Origin of the sequence: Streptococcus mitis (assembly GCF_000722705.1) — a bacterium.
GTDB classification, from domain to species: domain Bacteria; phylum Bacillota; class Bacilli; order Lactobacillales; family Streptococcaceae; genus Streptococcus; species Streptococcus mitis_P.
In genome coordinates this window covers 65,811-82,845 of record NZ_JPFW01000004.1, presented here as the reverse complement: position 1 = coordinate 82,845, position 17,035 = coordinate 65,811, and the positions used below count along the sequence as shown (strand labels likewise).

Sequence of the window (17,035 nt, the reverse complement as noted above, 5' to 3'; positions counted from 1 at the left end):
TTTTCTGATTGATAGTTCATTATGATTACTTGTCTTTAAGAACTGAAGAACAGCTTCATCAGCAACTATCTATCTTAATCATAATCAAATATCAATAGAATGCAAGGAAAAAGTCTCATCCCTAAACCATAGCCAACATAGTGAGAAGTCTGGAACTTTCATCCCAGACTTTTCCTTATTTATTTTTTCTTTTTATTGTTGGCAAGGGCTGCCTTTTGTTGGCGGATGATTTGGTGGTAAACTTGTTGCACCTTGGCTTCGCTTGGTTTTTGACCATTTGCACTCAAAAGAGTACGAACTGCTTCAGCATTCAAACGTGGGTTGTCAGCGAATTCTTTTTCAATTTGCTTACGAACCAAGTACATCCCTCCAAGAGCTCCTCCTAGAAAAGCTAGCACAATCAATACAATTGCTAATAGTAAATCCATCATTTTTCTCCTGTTTCTTTTTGAGTCTCTTTCATTATACCATAAACTAGCCACCCTGACCAGTTTGTTCTACACTTTCAGGGATGGAATAGACAGCAAAAAGAACCCTGCTTTTCTGAGAAAGAGGGCTCCTTGCTAAGTTTAATTTACATAGATAGCCAGTGTAAGAAATAAAAGACTGAAACACTAGATTTCAGCCTTTTTCTTTATCCCAAAACCAATTCATCACTGACGAGGCTTTGGCCACTATTTTTCTGGAAGAGATGCATGAGGTCTTCAACTGTCAGATGCTTTTTCTCTTCTCCTTTGACATCCACCACTATCTTGCCTTGATAGAGCATAATGAGACGATTGCCGTATTCAATCGCATGGTTCATATCGTGGGTAATCATCAGAGTAGTCAACTGATGGTGTTCCACAATCTTTTGCGTCAAGTCCATCACCATTTGACTCGTTTTCGGGTCAAGTGCCGCAGTGTGTTCATCCAACAACAAGAGCTTAGGTTTTACCAAGGCTGCCATGACTAGGGTCAAGGCCTGTCTTTGTCCTCCTGAAAGGTATTGAGTATCCACTTTCAAACGATTTTCAAGACCAATATTCAACTCTTTCAAGGCCTCTTGGAACTGGATTCTGTCCTTCTCCTTCACGCCCCAGCCAAGTCCTCTCTTCTGTCCGCGCCTCAAGGCAATAGCCATATTCTCCTCAATCGTCAAACGAGAAGCTGTTCCCATCTTAGGATCCTGAAAAACACGGGCAATATCCTTGGCTCTCTTTCGTACACTCAGATTTTTAATGGATTTCCCTTCCAACAAAAGATCCCCTTCGTCCACAGATAGATTTCCAGCCAAGATATTCATTAAAGTGGATTTCCCTGCGCCATTTCCACCAATCACAGAGATAAAATCTCCCTCTTCAACCTCTAAATCTAATCCTTTGAGGACATGGTTCTCATTGATCGTCCCTGCTTCAAATGTTTTGTGAATATTTTCAAGTGTTAACAAGCTTGCCATAACTTTCTCCTCCTATTCATTTCTTAGTTTCAAACCACGAATCTTTAATCTCTTTTGCAATTCTGGTGCAAATAGAACCAAGGCTAGCAAGATTGCATTAAAGAGACGAACCAGGTTTTGATCTAGATTTGGAATTTCATAGATATTTAAAATGATCAAACGGTAAACAATTGCACCGATTCCGATGGATAACAAGCGACCTCCAATGGTCAAGTCGTGTATCAAAACTTCCGCAATAATAACTGCACTCAAACCAACAACGATGGTTCCTGTCCCAGAAGTCACATCTGAAAATCCATCATTTTGAGCAAACAAGGAACCACATAGGGCAATCAAGCCGTTTGAAATCATGTAACCAACAATCTTCATGGTGTCTACATTGACTCCATTTGCCTCACTCATCGGAATATTGTCCCCAGTCGAACGCAAGACAAGGCCAATCTCCGTTTTCATCAAAAGGGTCAAGACCAAACAAACAAGTAAGAGACAGGCTAAACTAAGTGAGAAAACAGCTTCTTCGTTTGTCAGCCCCAAGCTCGCCAATTGTTTAAAGACAGTTGCAGAATCTCCCAAGGAAAGGTTGGGCACACTTCCCATGATTTTAATATTGATCGAATAGAACCCTGTCAAGGTCACAATCCCTGTCAAGAGAGCTGGGATTTTCATCTTGGTGTGGAGCATTCCTGATACAAGACCAGCTACCATGCCTGCCAGCAAAGCCAGTAAGGTCGCAATCCAAGGATTTGTCCCTACCTGTATCTGAGATACAACGACAGCTGCTCCCAGAGGAAAGGCTCCCTCAGCAGTCATATCCGCAATATCCAAAATACGGAAAGTCAAGTAGACCCCAATGGCCATAATCGACCACAACAAACCTTCTGATAAACTAGATAACACAAAATTCATCTTAAACCTCCTTATTCCTTGCTTTCTAACTTGCTAATATCAATTCCTAGTGCAGTCGCCATTTCTTGATTGGTATGCAATTCCAGTTTTTCAGGCAACTCAACTGCTATATTTTCTGGCTTCTCACCTTTTAAAACACGAACCAGCATTCGTGCTGTCTGACGTCCCAATTCTTCATAATTGGTTCCGTAGTTATACAAACCACCAACCGCAACCATTTCTGTTGAACCACCAAATACTGGTACCTTGTGTTTAATAGAAACCTGCTTGACTGTTTCCATGGTTGACGAAATGATATTGTCCGTTGGTACAAAAACCATATCCACCTCTGTCATCAAGCTCTCTGCTGCCGCCTTGACGTTGTTACTATCCAAGATTGTTTTTTCAACAACGGTAAAGCCTTTTTCTTCCAGAAGTCGCTTAGCTTCATCCTTTTGAACAACCGAATTTGGCTCACTCTGAGTATAAAGAATTCCAATTGATTTAGCCTTTGGTAACACTTTCTTTATTAAATTGATTTGGGTTGAAATGGCATCTGATGACTGGTCACTTGTCCCAGTTACATTGCCTCCAGGATGTTCTCTTGACTCAACCAACTTGGCACTGACTGGATCTGTTACAGCTGAAAAGATAACTGGTGTCGTTTGCGTCGTATTGGCCAAGCTCTGAGCAGAAGGCGTTGCAATTGCTAGAACGACATCACTGGATTCTGCTAGTTGCTGGGAAATCGTTTTTAGATTTCTTTGCTCTCCCTGTGCATTTTGCAAATTAATCTCAATATTTTCCCCCTCAACATAGCCTTGTTTAGCCAGTTCATCCACAAATCCTTCTCTAGTAGCGTCTAGGGACTGGTGGGTAATAAATTGCGAAATACCGATACGAAACACATCTTTTTTCTTATCTGCCTTCAACTGATGCAAACTGATTAGAGAGGTCAAGAGGATCCCCACTACCAAGAGGGGGGCTAGTAATTTTCGAATAACTTTCATAATGAAACTCCTTCTCAGAAAAGATAAAACAAAAAACCGCCTAGATACTATCTAAACGGATGCTTGAAATAATCTAACAAGTTACAACTTAGCTAGTCCATTTAGATATTCATCTATATGGACCACAATCAAAAATCTTAGCCACATAGATACAAACAAATTGCTTGAACTGTTTGCATCCATGGTGACATGTCTACAAACACTATCTAAAGTAGCTAAAGTAAAAGTTTTGATTCATTGTTACAGCTTGTCTTTTATTCATTTCTTTTTCTGCTTTCTTTTTTGATGTTTCCTATCTTACCACCTTTTTCATCAGCTGTCAAGAATATTTCAGAATTTTTTAAAATTTTTCGAAAATTCTTTCAAAGTTTTTTCAAATCAATCTAACAAAAAAAGTTTTATAATTCCCATAAAAATTGACATGGAAATTATAAAACCATTATTAGTTTAGTCCTTGTTGGTAACGTGCCAATTCGGCTTGATTAGCCCAAACATAGTGACCTGGACGGATTTCAACCATGGATGGCTTATCAGTCTCATAGTCGTGTTGACTTGGGTCGTAAACCTTCAAGATCTTCTTGCGTTCCAAGATTGGGTCTGGAATTGGTACCGCTGAAAGCAAGGCCTGAGTATATGGGTGAATTGGATTGTTAAACAATTCTTCTGTTTCTGCAACCTCTACAATAACACCCTTATAAATAACTGCGATACGATCTGAAATAAAGCGAACGACCGACAAGTCATGGGCGATGAAGAGATAGGTCAAACCGAGCTCTTTTTGGAATTTTTTAAGCAAGTTCAAGACTTGGGCACGAACAGAAACGTCCAAGGCTGAAATTGGCTCATCCGCAATAACAAAGTCTGGTTGCATGACCAAGGCACGGGCAATACCGATACGTTGACGTTGACCACCTGAGAACTCATGAGGGTAGCGAGTCAAGTGCTCAGCAAGAAGACCTACTTCACGGATAATATTTTTAACTTTCTCTTTACGTTCTTCTTCATCTTTGAACAGATGATGATTGTAAAGACCTTCAGAAATAATATAATCAACAGTCGCACGTTCATTCAAACTTGCCGCAGGGTCTTGGAAAATCATCTGGATACGACGAATCAATTCCGCAGCTTGTTCACGCGATTTCTTACCATTGATCTTTTGACCTTCAAAAATGATATCTCCATTACTTGTATCATTAAGACCGATGATAGCACGACCAATAGTTGTTTTCCCACTTCCTGACTCACCTACAAGCGAGAAGGTTTCTCCCTTGTTGATAAAGAAGTTGGCATTTTTAACTGCGACAAACTTCTTACTTCCTTCACCGAAGGAAATTTCTAAATCTTTGATTTCTACTAATTTTTCAGACATTTCCTTCCTCCTAGTCTGCCAGATGGGCAAATCCCATTTTATCACGGATCTTATCGTGAAGATTTGCAATCACAGCTGGTTTTTCTACTTTTGGAGCATCCTCATGAAGAAGCCAAGTTTTAGCCCAATGCGTCTCTGATACTGAGAATTGAGGAGCTTTTTGTTCGAAGTCAATCTGCATTGCATAGTCAGAACGCAAGGCAAAGGCATCCCCTTTCAGGTCAGTATAAAGCGACGGAGGTGTTCCTGGTATTGAGTAAAGCTCCCCCTTGTCATCAGCAAGCTGAGGCAAGCTAGACAAGAGACTCCATGTATATGGATGGCGAGGGTCATAGAAGACTTCCTCAACAGTTCCATATTCAACGATTTCTCCTGCATACATAACCGCTACCTTATCCGCAATACTTGCTACTACACCAAGGTCGTGGGTGATAAAGATTGTTGTGAAATGGTACTCGTTTTGCAAGGATTTTAGCAAATCAATAATCTGTGCTTGGATAGTCACATCCAAGGCAGTCGTTGGCTCATCACAAATCAAAACATCAGGTCGGCAGGCAAGAGCAATAGCAATAACGATACGTTGACGCATTCCTCCAGAATATTGGAATGGGTATTCATCAAAACGTCTATCTGCGTCTGGAATCCCAACCTTATTCATATAGTCAATGGCCAATTCTTTCGCTTCTTTAGCTGTTTTTCCTTGGTGTTTTACAATAACTTCTGTAATCTGACTACCAATGGTTTTAATTGGGTCCAAACTAGTCATTGGGTCCTGGAAGATAGTCGCAATCTTAGCACCACGAATTTGTTCCCAATCCTTATGAGAAGACAAGGCTGTCAAATCCTGACCACGATAGTCAATGCTACCTTGAGCAATGCGACCATTTTCTTCAAGCATACCTGTGAAGGTCTTTGTCAAAACAGATTTACCTGATCCTGACTCACCTACCAAGGCTAATACTTCTCCTTCAACTAGTTCAAGGGAAACTCCGCGAATGGCTGTCAATACTTTGTCACGAACGTCAAATTCCACGACAATATCGCGAGCAGTCAAAATTACATTTTTTCTTTTGTCATTTCTACTCCTATCTATGTGTACGTGGATCACTAGCATCCGCTAAGTTTTGACCAACTACGAAAAGGGACAAGGATACCAAGACAAGAGTTGTCAATGGAATCCAGAACAAGTAAGCATTGGTTGTTACGTTTTGTGAATAATCCGAAATCAAACGACCCAAACTTGGCACTGTAATCGGTAATCCAAGACCGAAGAAAGACAAGAAGGCTTCGTATGAGATAAAGCTTGGAAGCATTTGAGTCATCGTCGTCACAATAACAGATACCAATTGAGGCATGATATTCTTGGCAACAATCTTCAAGGTTGGAGTTCCCAAAGTACGTGACGCCAAGTTGTATTCCAAGTCACGATAACGCAAGATTTGCACACGAATCATGAAGGCAATCCCAATCCATGTTGTCACACTCATGGCAAAAATCAGATTCCAGAATCCAGCTCCGATTGAGTAAGTCAAGACAATGACAATCAAAAGAGATGGGATGTTTGAGATGACATTATAAACTTCCATCATCACACGGTCAACTGATTTTGAAATACCCCAAATACCACCGACAAAGACACCGATAACCAAGTTAATCACTGTCGCAATCACAGAAATGAGGATAGAGTTACGAGCTCCGAACCAGACACCGTCAAAGAGAGATTTACCATTACTGTCTGTACCGAACCAATGCTCAGCATTTGGCTTAATATAACGAGCACTAAAGTCGTTTACTTTGCTGACATCATTGAAATCAAACTTAGAAAACATTGGGTAGATGAAACTCATCAAAATGATAGCCACCAAAATTCCCAACATGACTACAGTTGATTTTTTCTTCATGAATTGTCTAAACACTGAACCCCAGTATGAATAAGCTGGAGCATCAATGGCTTCAGAGGCAAAATCGTCACGTTTTAGGAACTGAAATTTTTCTTTATCGATTGTAGACATTATTTGCCTCCTTTCTCAGTCAATTTAATACGTGGGTCAATAATAGTCATCCAAATATCTCCCAAAAGAAGTGAGAAGATAGAAATACATGTAAAGATGAAGACAAGACCAACGACCATAGAGTTATTAGATGCTTTTACAGAGTCAATCAACATTTTACCCATACCTGGGAAGGCGAAGACTGTTTCAGTAAGGGTTGCACCACCGATAACCCCGATAACAGCACCAGGAATTCCTGAAACCAGCGGAACCATGGCATTTTTAAAGATGTGTTTGTTTGAAATTTCTTTTTCAGACAAACCTTTGGCACGAGCAAAACGTACAAAGTCTTGTGATTGCAAGTCAATCATATAACGACGAATCCAAACAGCTGTACCAGGAGCACCCAACAAACCAAGGATAACTGCTGGTAAAACATAAGAACGCCAATCTCCAGCACCCAAGATAGGGAATGAATCTGGCAAACCGATTGAAGAACCAGCCAAACGGACAATATAAACCAAGGCAATGGTTGGAAGAGCCATCAAGAAGGTCAAAGCCCCTGTTGAGAAGCTATCAATCCAAGTGTTCTTGAAGCGAGCCATAGCTGAACCAAGTGGCACGGCAATCGCATAAGAAATCACCAAACCAATCAATCCAACGACAGCAGAGCTGGCAATCATAGAAGGATATTGGTAGTTACTTTCAGTAGCTGTGTAAGGATCATCTTTTCCGTAATTGGCTACTTCACGAGAGTCAGCCTGACTAGGTGATTTGTAGGTTCTTGAGTAAATATTTACAGAAGAAGTTTTCTTACCTGTTGGGAACTGAACTTGAGATGTTTTTGTTTGCCCTTGCCCTTGAGTAATAACCTGTAAAACAGGGCTATTAGCATAGGTTGGATAAGAGTCACCTAAATTAATGTTCACAAAATTTTGATGCACAAATGGGAATTGACTGTTGAAGTACAAGAGATATTTGTGTTTAGTACCTGAACCGACCAAGGACCATCCAATCGCTGGATCATTTTCAAAACGAAGGTAGCGTTTCAAATCTGGATTCTCAGGGTCTTGAATTTTATTTGTATGGTCAATATCAATCAAGTTAGCATAGAATTTGAAAACACGTTCAAAAATTGGGATTTCACGAGTAGCGTAGAATTGGCCACTTTCAGTAAATTCTCCCAAAGTCCAACCATGACCGATTTGTTTGATGTATTTTTCGTAGATAGCCTTGTTAGTATCATTGGCTTCAACGGTTACAGAGGCATCCATCTGGCTAGCTTTTTCTTGCAACTCTTTGGTATCGTAGTACTCGATATAGCCCATACGCTCATAAACTGTATTTTCATAGTTATCACGTTTATCAGCAGTTGTCGCAATCTTGTTATAGTTGGTATCCTGTTTGAAAATCAATTTTCGAGGAACCATTGTATAGATAATCGTGTAAGTCAAGGTTGTTACTAAAAAGATAGAAACCAATGACCGTAAGACACGCATAAAAATATATTTTTTCATATCATTTCCTTTAAAAATCCCAAAAGAACCTTCTCCTCATGGAGAGAAAGTTCTATTGAAAATTATTTACTTCACATGACTTGCCAATTCTTTTTGAGCTTTCTCGTTTGACTCAGTTTTTTCTTTCAACCATTTTTCACGAGCTTTTTCATACTCTTCTTTGGTGATTGCTTTTTCACCAACTTCAGTGTACTTCAAGTATCCTGAATTTTCACCTTTAAGGCCGGCTACTGAATATGAAGAGCTAAATGGTAGAACTTTTGAAACATATGAAACGGCTGTTTCTTTAGGAGAAGCCATTACTGGAATTGTCAAAGCATTGTCAGTCAACCAAGCTTGTGCTACTGCATATTTTTCATAACGTTTTTGAACGTCTTGGTTTTCGCTGTTTGCGTCATCAAGTAATTTTCCATAGTCAGCTAAACCAAGTTTGCTTACTACTGATGCATCAGTGTTTTGGTCAATACCAAGGTAAAGGCGAGTATTTCCTCCCTTAATGACGAACTGATCCAAGAAAGTAGAAGGATCTTGATAGTCAGGGTTCCATCCTAGCAAGGTATGAATATCCCAGTCTTGTTCTTTAGCTGTTGGAGCGCTAAATGAAATTGGTAAAGCTTCTGCTTGAGTCATTTGTTGTAAGTCTACAACGACATTATCTGAACCCAATACTTTTTCAATTGATTGTTTCAATGATTGAACACGGTTTACAACCGCTGTTGATTCTTGGATAACCAAGGCATCCAAGTGGATTGGGAATTCAACACCTTCAGCTTGCAGGCTTGATTTAGCTTTATCAAAGACTTCTTTAGCTTTTTCTTCATTATAAAGCCCATTTTGAGAATCAGCTAGAGAAACCTTAGCCCAAGTAGAAGAATTTGTCTTAGCCAAGCTATCTTGTACCAATTCACCAAATGTTTTCTTACCAACTTGAAGATTATATGGTGCAAATGTATTACGGATGGCTACTGCAGCACCCTCAGTACCATTTGTTTGAGCTGAATAAGAATTACGATCTACCGCAAAGTTCAGGGCTTGACGGAACTCCTTGTTCAACAAGGCTTTTTGAGTAGAGGTCTTTTGTGCTTCACTTGTCTTAGCTGTGTGGTTATAAGCTGTACGACCATAGTTTAAGCTGACGGTTGCAACACCTGCACCTGGTTCGTTAAAGTAAATATTGTCTTTGAAGTCTGCTGCATATTTTTCATATGTAGAACTTGTAGGGAAGATACGAGCCTTGCTATATTGACCATCAGCAAAACCTTTAGCAATCACATCTTGATCTTTACCATCCCAAAAAGTGAACTTAACATTCTCAATTTTTACGTTTTCTTTGTCCCAGTAAGCGTCATTTTTTGCCATCTCGATAGATGATTTTGGAGTTACAGCTTTCAAAACAAATGGACCGTTATAAAGAATAGAGTTAGCATCTGTTGGAGCACCAAATCCTTCACCTTTTGAAGCTAAAAACTCTTCATTAACTGGCATCATGACACCACTAGTTGTCTTATCATTCCAGAAAGTTTCTGGTTGATTCAAGGTATATTCTAAAGTTTGATCATCAAGTGCTTTTACACCAACCGTTGAAAAGTCTTTTGTTTCACCCTTGATATATGATTCTAATCCCTTAATAGAAGAGCTAACGATTGAAAGTCCTTTTGATTTTCCATCTACGGCGTGTTTCAAACCAGTAACGAAGTCTTTAGCAGTTACAGGAGCATATTCTTCTCCCTCTGCAGTTACCCATTTAGCATCCTTACGGATTTTATAGGTATAAGTCAAACCATCTTTTGAAACTGTCCATGATTCAGCGATAGAAGGAACCAGATTACCATATTTATCGTTAGCCAACAAACCATCTACAGCATTTGTTGTGATGAATGATGTTGAATCGATATTGCTGACGATATAATCCAAGGTTTCTGGATCTGTTTGATAAACATATTGGTAATCTTTTGCTAGTTTAGCATTATTTGAACTAGTGTTTGAACACGCAGCTAGAACTCCTGACGTTAATAAGGTAGCTCCCGCTACAGCAAGCACTTGACTTTTTTTCATTTTTTACTCCTCTTATAAAATATAGGTTGTTATCAATTATATCATAGATTTCAAGAAAAGTAAACGAATTTTCAGAATATTTAGGCTTATTCATACAAAAAATCTGAAAAAAGTATTGACTGAGAATGATTTTCAAGGTATAATAATAAACGTTAAGGCGGTATAGCCAAGTGGTAAGGCACGGCTCTGCAAAAGCTTGATCGTCGGTTCAAATCCGTCTACCGCCTTCTATAACTTGATTTATCAGGTTCCATTTAAACAGAAAGCCCAATTTAAAGGGCTTTTTTCTTTTTCCTCGAATAAATACGTATAACTTTAAAAAACTTTTGGGACTAGGTTAGGGCTGAGTTTTTCGAGGACACAATTCTCTTTTGAAATCAACTGAAAAAAGCTTTGTCACTCCTGGTGACAAAAGCCTCTAGTTTACTCTGTTTCTTCTTCTATTTCAACTTCGGTAATTTGGACTTTTACCTTGGTAACACGTCCATTTTTCACTTTATCATTGGTTAGGATAAGTTGTTTGTTTTGGCTGACCAATTCATAGCTGAGTTTCTCAGTCGTTGGAATGGTCCCAACTCCTGTCAAATAGTAACCAGCGATGGTATCAACGTCATCACTTTCCAGTTCAACATCAAAGTAGTCATTAAAATCATTGAGATTCATGGTACCTTGAACGATATAAGTATCTTCTCCAATCTTATGGACTTCGATTTCAGCCTTATCTGTTTCGTCATCGATTTCCCCAACGATTTCCTCTAAGAGGTCTTCTAAGGTCACCAAACCAGCCATCCCACCGTATTCATCCAGCAAGATTGCCATTTGTCTTTGGGTATTGCGCAATTCTTTTAACAAGTCATCCACAAAAATAGTTTCAGGAACAAAAAGTGGATCTTGTAAGATTTTCTTCCAAACAATATTGTCAAAACCGTCCTCAAAGCCCGCCTTAAGGAGACTCTTGGTGTGAATGATCCCAATCACATTGTCCTTATCCCCATCATAGACAGGGATTCGAGAATAATTTTGTTTTAAAATACTTTGAATAATGGTTTGACTATCATCCTGAATATCGACCATAAAGGCATCCGTCCGAGGAACCATAACCTCTCGTGCCATCAGTTCATCAAGCGAAAAGACACCCTGTAGCATCTCAATTTCGTCAGCATCTAGTGTTTCTTCACTATTGGTCAACATGTACTCAATTTCATCACGGGTCATTTTTTCATCAGCATCGTCAAAGGTCATAGGAGTCAAACGACTCAAAAGATTGGTAGATGCAGACAAGAGCCAAACAAAGGGACTAACTAGTTTCCCCAAGCCAATGATAACTGGCGCTGTACGAATCGCTAAAGCATCCTTTAGATTAAGAGCGATTCTCTTAGGGTACAATTCCCCAAAAACGATGGAAATATAAGTCAAAAATGCTAAAGATAGAAAACTTGCAACGGCATAAGCTGTTTCGCCATTTCCAAGCCAAGATGCAATTTCTCGTCCCAGAGTTTCTGCCAAACTCGCCCCTGATAAGATCGTAATCAGGGTGATCCCTACTTGAATGGTTGATAAAAAGTGGTTAGGATTTTCTAGTACCTTCAGCAGACGAATATAGCGTCTATCTCCTTCTTCTGCCTTTTGTTCAACACGCGCACGGTTAAGTGAAACCATGGCCATTTCTGTGGCTGAGAAAAAGGCATTTAACACCGTCAAGATAAACAATAAAACAAATTGTAGCAACAAATTCTGACTACTTGGGTCTTCCATAGTTCTTCTCCTAAAATAGTATCTTGTCACTTATTATATCACAAAAATTAGCTCAGTACATATTATTTTTTCTCAGTGTCTATTCTAGTTCTACTTAAATTGTCCAAAAAAGAACTCCTATATCCACAAGTGACATAGGAGTTTATTTTGTATTTTACTGAGTAACAGTGACTTCTCCAGTTCGGTAATCCAGTTGAATCCCCTTTTGAACATTGGGAACTAGAACATTGAATTCCAATTCTCCGTCTGAAGACTTGGCTTCAATCTGTGAAGCTGAAGGAACTAAATCCTCGTTTGAAGCATAATAAAGAGTTACACGGTAACGGACACGCTTGTTTTGGTCCAAGGCTTTACGCACCATACTTTCATAGTAGTTTTGACCAGTCGAATCCTCGTCCTGTGCCTGATTTGCCCAGGCTGTCTGAACAGCAATGTTTTTAGGATTGCTTGTTGAGGCATCAAAACCATCCAATCCACCGATTAAGGCATAACCTAACAAGTGACCTCTATCGACTGCATGAGTATAAGTCCCCTTTAGATTTTTAACCTGATGCCAGCCTGGAGGAGTCCATGAAGTCGAATCATTCCCAGTTTCTTCACGATTCTTGTACTGACGAGTAGCCTTAGACAAGAGCGCATTAGCTACGGTTGGTACCGTTTCCTTGCCCACTGTCTTTGTTTTATTATCAGCGTAGGGCTTACTTGAAACCTTGGCATCTAGATTGGTTTTATTGTCATTGACGATAAAAGCACCTGAGCCATTCCACTCCAGACTCCCTTTTATTTGACTCTTGACTGCATCTGTTAAGACACTTTCTGCCAATGCTTGACTAGGAGCTTCAGACGCTTGTTTTTTCCGACTAAGCTTGGTTTTGGGACTATTAGGTGTCGACTGCATCTGCTTGATATAGTAGCTCCCTGCAGATAAAAGCAATAACACTAGCAGTCCGATTAGTGTCTGTCTTGTTTTTTTGTTCATATTTCTCCTTATCTTTATAAAAGAGGCTGGGACAAAAGTCTAACCTTAAATATAAAAAGCGAACAAAACGAGTTATCTGAAACTTAGAATTCTGTTTTGATCGCTTTTTTTGTCTAATCTATTGATTTTAAAATTTTATAATAAAGAATTCCTAAAATAAAAATCTTTTTGTCTCAGCCTCAATTTCCTGTAAATTTATGAATCAATTCCTGCCATTTTGCTGGAGACAGGATAGCCCACGGATCTTGACCCTTGCCCAAGATTCCATAACCGACCATTAAACCGATTCCTAGGGCTAGTGCACCTAAAAACAGTACTAGAATGACTAAAAGTAAACGCTTGACTACGTAGCCTGATTTCTTATTCATCTTCATCACTTGCCTCAATCCGCTGAATCTTAGCACCTAGCTGCGCCAACTTCTCATGGAATCGGTAGTAACCTCTATCCAAGTGAACCAATTTACCAACTACAGTTTCTCCCTGTGCTACCAAACCTGTCAAAATCAAGGCTGCACTGGCACGAAGATCAGTAGAAAGAACTTCTGCCCCCTGCAAAGGTTGACCACCAACAATACGAGCTGTATCACGGATAATCTCAGAGTGCAAGCCCATGCGACGCATTTCTTCTAGATGTTGGAAACGATTTTCGAAAACTGTCTCCACCATAGTTGATTCCCCTTTTGCGACGGTCATCAAGGCTGTAAATTGAGCCTGCATATCTGTTGGAAATCCTGGGTGGGGCAAGGTTTTCACATGAACAGCTTTTAGATTTTCTAGTTGAGAGCGAACTCGAATTCCTTCAGTCTCCTCTGTCACTTCCACTCCCATTTCAAGCAATTTGGCAATCAAGGGACGGTTATGCTCCCAGACAGCGTCTCGAATCAAGACATCACCACCAGTCATAGCAGCAGCTACCATAAAGGTTCCTGCTTCGATACGGTCTTGGACTACATTGTGAGTCGTACCATGAAGTTTCTCAACACCAGTAATGGTAATGGTCTCTGTACCAGCACCCTTAACCTTAGCTCCCATTTCATTGAGGAGAATAGCTAGATCCACAATCTCAGGCTCACGCGCAGCATTCTCAATCACTGTCACCCCATCAGCCAGCGTCGCCGCCATCATCAAGTTCTGCGTAGCACCAACACTTGGGAAATCCATATAGATATGGGCACCATGTAAGCGGTCAGCCTTGGCTTCGATATAACCAGCTGTCTGACTAATCTTAGCCCCCATAGCTTCCAGACCTTTTAAATGAAGATCAATAGGGCGGCTACCAATCGTACAACCACCTGGCATGGATACTTTGGCATGACCTACACGGGCAAGAATTGGTCCCAAGACAACGATAGATGCACGCATCTTGCTGACATACTTGTAAGGAGCTTCCTCAGTGATATCACCAGTCGCGTCCACCTCAACAAGATGAGCTTCTTCATTAAAATCCACCTTGGCATTCAAACCACGAACCACCTGATTCATAGTGAAAACATCTGACAAGATAGGAACATTCTGCAAGACGGTCTTTCCTTCACTGGCTAGAATAGTTGCAGCTAGCAAAGGCAAGACTGCATTCTTTGCCCCTTCAATCGTAACACTTCCTACCAGACGATTATCGCCACCTTGAACCACAATTTTTTCCATACTTATTTCCTTTACATTTGATTTTATAATAATCCTCTAAACGCTTCTTGCCACAACTGATAGAGGCTGATAAAGAAAGAACTCATGATATAGCCCATTACAATGCTGAAAAAGGCTACTAATAAACGAACTTTTCCTGTGTTCTCAGCTGTCACTTTTAAGACCTTTTCCCATCTAACAAGACTCTTTAAAAGGTAAAAACTCACATAAATAAAGAGCATGTGACTGCTTAGAGTGAATAATAATTGAACCATTTGACTATTATACCATCTTCTCTGTTTGTGCGCTAGTTTGGAAACTTCACTTAAAAACTAAGGATTGTTTTTCAAGTAATCAATTGCATCTTGTAGAGTTTTAACAGGCACGATTTTCATATCTGTCTTGATTGTTTTGGCTGCTTCTAGGGCTGTTTGGTAGTTGTTTTTCGCATCCGGATGCGCTTTTTGTTCTTCTTCGCTAACAGGGTTATCCGGGGCAAAGAAAATCGCAGCACCTTCTCTAGCCGAAGCTACAACTTTCTTATCGATACCTCCAATATCCCCCACATTACCATCACGGTCAATAGTTCCGGTACCGGCAACGATACGACCATTACGAAGACCAGGGTCAGCTATTTGGGTATAGATTGCCAGACTAAACATGAGACCTGCACTTGGACCGCCGATACCAGCTGTTGAAAAGCGAATTGGGACATCACTGGTCACTTCCGTACGGTCAATCAAACCGATTCCAATACCATTTTTACCATTTTCCAAGGTGATAATCTTTCCTTCTGCAGATTTGGTTTGCCCATCCTCTTCATAGGTGACCTTGACGGAGTCCCCTAATTTTTGAGAATTGACATAATCAATCAAATCTTTGGAACTATCAAAGGTCTGATCATTGACTGCTGTGACCGTATCAGAGATATTGAGAATCCCTTTAAAGGTCGAATTATCCGTCACAGTCAAAACATAAACCCCAAGATATTTTAGTTCAATATCCTTACCAGCTGTTTTTAGTCCTTGATACTTGGCCATGTTTTGTGATGTTTGCATGTAGAATTGATTAATCCGCATAAATTCAACATCGGAAGAGCCACCTGTAGTCTCCTGAGCACTACGAATATCTGTAAAAGGCGTCAACCACGCATAAATCATATGGGCTAAAGTAGCATGCTGGACACCAACCGTAACGAATTGATAGGCCCCAGCTTCCTTATCTTCTTTGTCATTGACTTTAAGGACTTGGCGAATATCTTCCGAACCACCTGGAACCTCTATATAGTAGGGCAAGGGCACTACAAATGCCAAGAAAGTCACAATCAAGGCCGCAATGACATATAAGGGCCATCTAATCTTTTTTTTCATTTCTTATTTCCTCCAAAATACTATCAGGAACATAGCCGGCAATATCCTGACCAAACTTCAAAAGCTCTCTAACACCGGATGAACTGAGATAGAGATGTTCAGGTCGACTATGTAAATAAATGGTCTCTATATCAGGAGACAGCTGATGGTTGTAGTAATCAAAACTGGCTTCATATTGCAAATCCGACGCATTTCTCAAGCCTCGCACTAAGCAAGTAGCCCCCAGTCTTTTTGCGACATCGACCACCAATTCATCATGCGAAAACACGACTTTAACATTTCCCAAATGTTTCACAGCCTTTTCTAACCCCCGTTTACGATTTTCAAGAGGGAGAAATCCCTGTTTGTGGGGATTGAAAAAAATACCGACATAGAGCTTATCAAAAAGTCTGCTAGCCCGTTCAATGATATCCAGATGCCCATTTGTCATCGGATCAAATGAGCCTGTGAATAAGCCAATCTTATCTGACATAGACTGTCACCTTACTAATTCCATAAATCTTTTCCTTCCAGATGCCTAGACAGGCAATTTCTTCTGGAAGTTCAACGGCCTTATCCGTCTCACACACGACCATGACATCTTCAGAAAAAAGCTCCCTCTCAGCCATTTTTTCAATATCTGCTACGATTTGTTCCTTGGCATAAGGAGGGTCTAAGAAAATGAGGTCAAATTTCCCAGATACCTGTTCCAAGGCTCTTTCTGCATCCATCTTGAGGAGTTGAAATTTTCCAACTTCCTTGGTCATCTGAATATTTTCAGCCACGATGGCCTGAGCCTTACGGTCTCGCTCCACTAAAACAGCGCTGGACATGCCACGCGAGACTGCCTCTATAGATAAACCACCACTACCTGCATACAGGTCCAAGACTCGTCCCCCCTCAAAGTAGGGACCAATCATGTTAAAAATGGCTCCCCTAACCTTATCCGAAGTAGGTCTTGTCGTCTTGCCTTCTAGCGTCTTGAGGGGGCGTCCCCCATAGATTCCTGATACGATTTTCATACCGTTTATTATACCAAATTATGGGCGAAAAGAGAAAGAAAA

Annotated in this window: 17 protein-coding genes and 1 tRNA gene; 1 reads left to right on the top strand and 17 read right to left on the bottom strand. The window is 40.2% G+C overall.

From position 1 onward, the window contains the following. Nucleotides 1-179 precede the first annotated feature (179 nt). The 9 genes from SK642_RS01530 to SK642_RS01490 form a co-directional block, all read right to left on the bottom strand. Complete coding sequence (locus SK642_RS01530) at nucleotides 180-428, bottom strand: YneF family protein (protein WP_000364990.1); 249 nt, start codon at nucleotides 426-428, stop codon at nucleotides 180-182. Nucleotides 429-634: 206 nt separating this feature from the next. Then, nucleotides 635-1,438, bottom strand: coding sequence for an ABC transporter ATP-binding protein (locus tag SK642_RS01525; RefSeq protein WP_033683070.1), 804 nt, complete (start codon nucleotides 1,436-1,438; stop codon nucleotides 635-637). Between the two features lie 12 nt (nucleotides 1,439-1,450). Then, entirely contained in the window at nucleotides 1,451-2,344 is an 894-nt protein-coding gene (locus tag SK642_RS01520; RefSeq protein WP_033683069.1) for an ABC transporter permease, read from the bottom strand. An 11-nt stretch (nucleotides 2,345-2,355) separates the two neighbouring features. Then, nucleotides 2,356-3,333: an ABC transporter substrate-binding protein gene (locus SK642_RS01515; RefSeq protein WP_033683068.1), complete on the bottom strand. Its 978-nt coding sequence runs from the start codon at nucleotides 3,331-3,333 to the stop codon at nucleotides 2,356-2,358. A gap of 442 nt (nucleotides 3,334-3,775) precedes the next feature. Beyond that, the gene (locus tag SK642_RS01510) at nucleotides 3,776-4,702 is read right to left on the bottom strand and encodes an ATP-binding cassette domain-containing protein (RefSeq protein WP_033683067.1); all 927 of its coding nucleotides are present in this window, start codon (nucleotides 4,700-4,702) and stop codon (nucleotides 3,776-3,778) included. Between the two features lie 10 nt (nucleotides 4,703-4,712). Further along, nucleotides 4,713-5,816: an ABC transporter ATP-binding protein gene (locus SK642_RS01505; protein WP_051734062.1), complete on the bottom strand. Its 1,104-nt coding sequence runs from the start codon at nucleotides 5,814-5,816 to the stop codon at nucleotides 4,713-4,715. After that, nucleotides 5,788-6,714, bottom strand: coding sequence for an oligopeptide ABC transporter permease OppC (gene oppC / locus SK642_RS01500; RefSeq protein ID WP_033683065.1), 927 nt, complete (start codon nucleotides 6,712-6,714; stop codon nucleotides 5,788-5,790). Before oppC ends, SK642_RS01505 begins: the two co-directional genes overlap by 29 nt. Next, complete coding sequence (locus SK642_RS01495) at nucleotides 6,714-8,210, bottom strand: ABC transporter permease (RefSeq protein WP_033683064.1); 1,497 nt, start codon at nucleotides 8,208-8,210, stop codon at nucleotides 6,714-6,716. The genes oppC and SK642_RS01495 overlap by 1 nt, the downstream gene beginning before the upstream one ends. 66 nt (nucleotides 8,211-8,276) lie before the next feature. Further along, nucleotides 8,277-10,265, bottom strand: coding sequence for a peptide ABC transporter substrate-binding protein (locus SK642_RS01490; protein ID WP_033683063.1), 1,989 nt, complete (start codon nucleotides 10,263-10,265; stop codon nucleotides 8,277-8,279). Between the two features lie 156 nt (nucleotides 10,266-10,421). Here SK642_RS01490 and SK642_RS01485 point away from each other — a divergent pair. After that, nucleotides 10,422-10,492: transfer RNA gene (locus SK642_RS01485), tRNA-Cys, on the top strand. A gap of 196 nt (nucleotides 10,493-10,688) precedes the next feature. Here the strand turns inward: SK642_RS01485 and SK642_RS01480 are convergent. The 8 genes from SK642_RS01480 to rsmD all read right to left on the bottom strand — a co-directional run bounded on the left by SK642_RS01480 (nucleotide 10,689) and on the right by rsmD (nucleotide 16,993). Continuing rightward, nucleotides 10,689-12,020, bottom strand: a complete 1,332-nt coding sequence (locus SK642_RS01480; RefSeq protein ID WP_033683062.1) for a hemolysin family protein — start codon at nucleotides 12,018-12,020, stop codon at nucleotides 10,689-10,691. A gap of 154 nt (nucleotides 12,021-12,174) precedes the next feature. Continuing rightward, nucleotides 12,175-12,999, bottom strand: coding sequence for a DNA-entry nuclease EndA (gene endA, locus SK642_RS01475; protein WP_033683061.1), 825 nt, complete (start codon nucleotides 12,997-12,999; stop codon nucleotides 12,175-12,177). Nucleotides 13,000-13,178: 179 nt separating this feature from the next. Next, on the bottom strand, nucleotides 13,179-13,367 hold the full coding sequence (locus SK642_RS01470; RefSeq protein WP_033683141.1) for a DNA-directed RNA polymerase subunit beta: 189 nt from the start codon (nucleotides 13,365-13,367) through the stop codon (nucleotides 13,179-13,181). After that, nucleotides 13,360-14,643, bottom strand: a complete 1,284-nt coding sequence (gene murA / locus SK642_RS01465; protein WP_033683060.1) for a UDP-N-acetylglucosamine 1-carboxyvinyltransferase — start codon at nucleotides 14,641-14,643, stop codon at nucleotides 13,360-13,362. Before murA ends, SK642_RS01470 begins: the two co-directional genes overlap by 8 nt. 23 nt (nucleotides 14,644-14,666) lie before the next feature. Beyond that, nucleotides 14,667-14,897 (bottom strand): DUF1146 family protein, encoded by a 231-nt coding sequence (locus SK642_RS01460; RefSeq protein WP_033683059.1) that lies wholly within the window; start codon nucleotides 14,895-14,897, stop codon nucleotides 14,667-14,669. A 57-nt stretch (nucleotides 14,898-14,954) separates the two neighbouring features. Continuing rightward, nucleotides 14,955-15,992 carry a SepM family pheromone-processing serine protease gene (locus tag SK642_RS01455; RefSeq protein ID WP_033683058.1) on the bottom strand — a complete coding sequence of 346 codons (1,038 nt, stop codon included), beginning with the start codon at nucleotides 15,990-15,992 and terminating at the stop codon, nucleotides 14,955-14,957. Then, on the bottom strand, nucleotides 15,976-16,464 hold the full coding sequence (gene coaD, locus SK642_RS01450) for a pantetheine-phosphate adenylyltransferase (RefSeq protein ID WP_033683057.1): 489 nt from the start codon (nucleotides 16,462-16,464) through the stop codon (nucleotides 15,976-15,978). Before coaD ends, SK642_RS01455 begins: the two co-directional genes overlap by 17 nt. Then, complete coding sequence (rsmD, locus tag SK642_RS01445; RefSeq protein WP_033683056.1) at nucleotides 16,454-16,993, bottom strand: 16S rRNA (guanine(966)-N(2))-methyltransferase RsmD; 540 nt, start codon at nucleotides 16,991-16,993, stop codon at nucleotides 16,454-16,456. Before rsmD ends, coaD begins: the two co-directional genes overlap by 11 nt. Nucleotides 16,994-17,035: the final 42 nt, after the last annotated feature.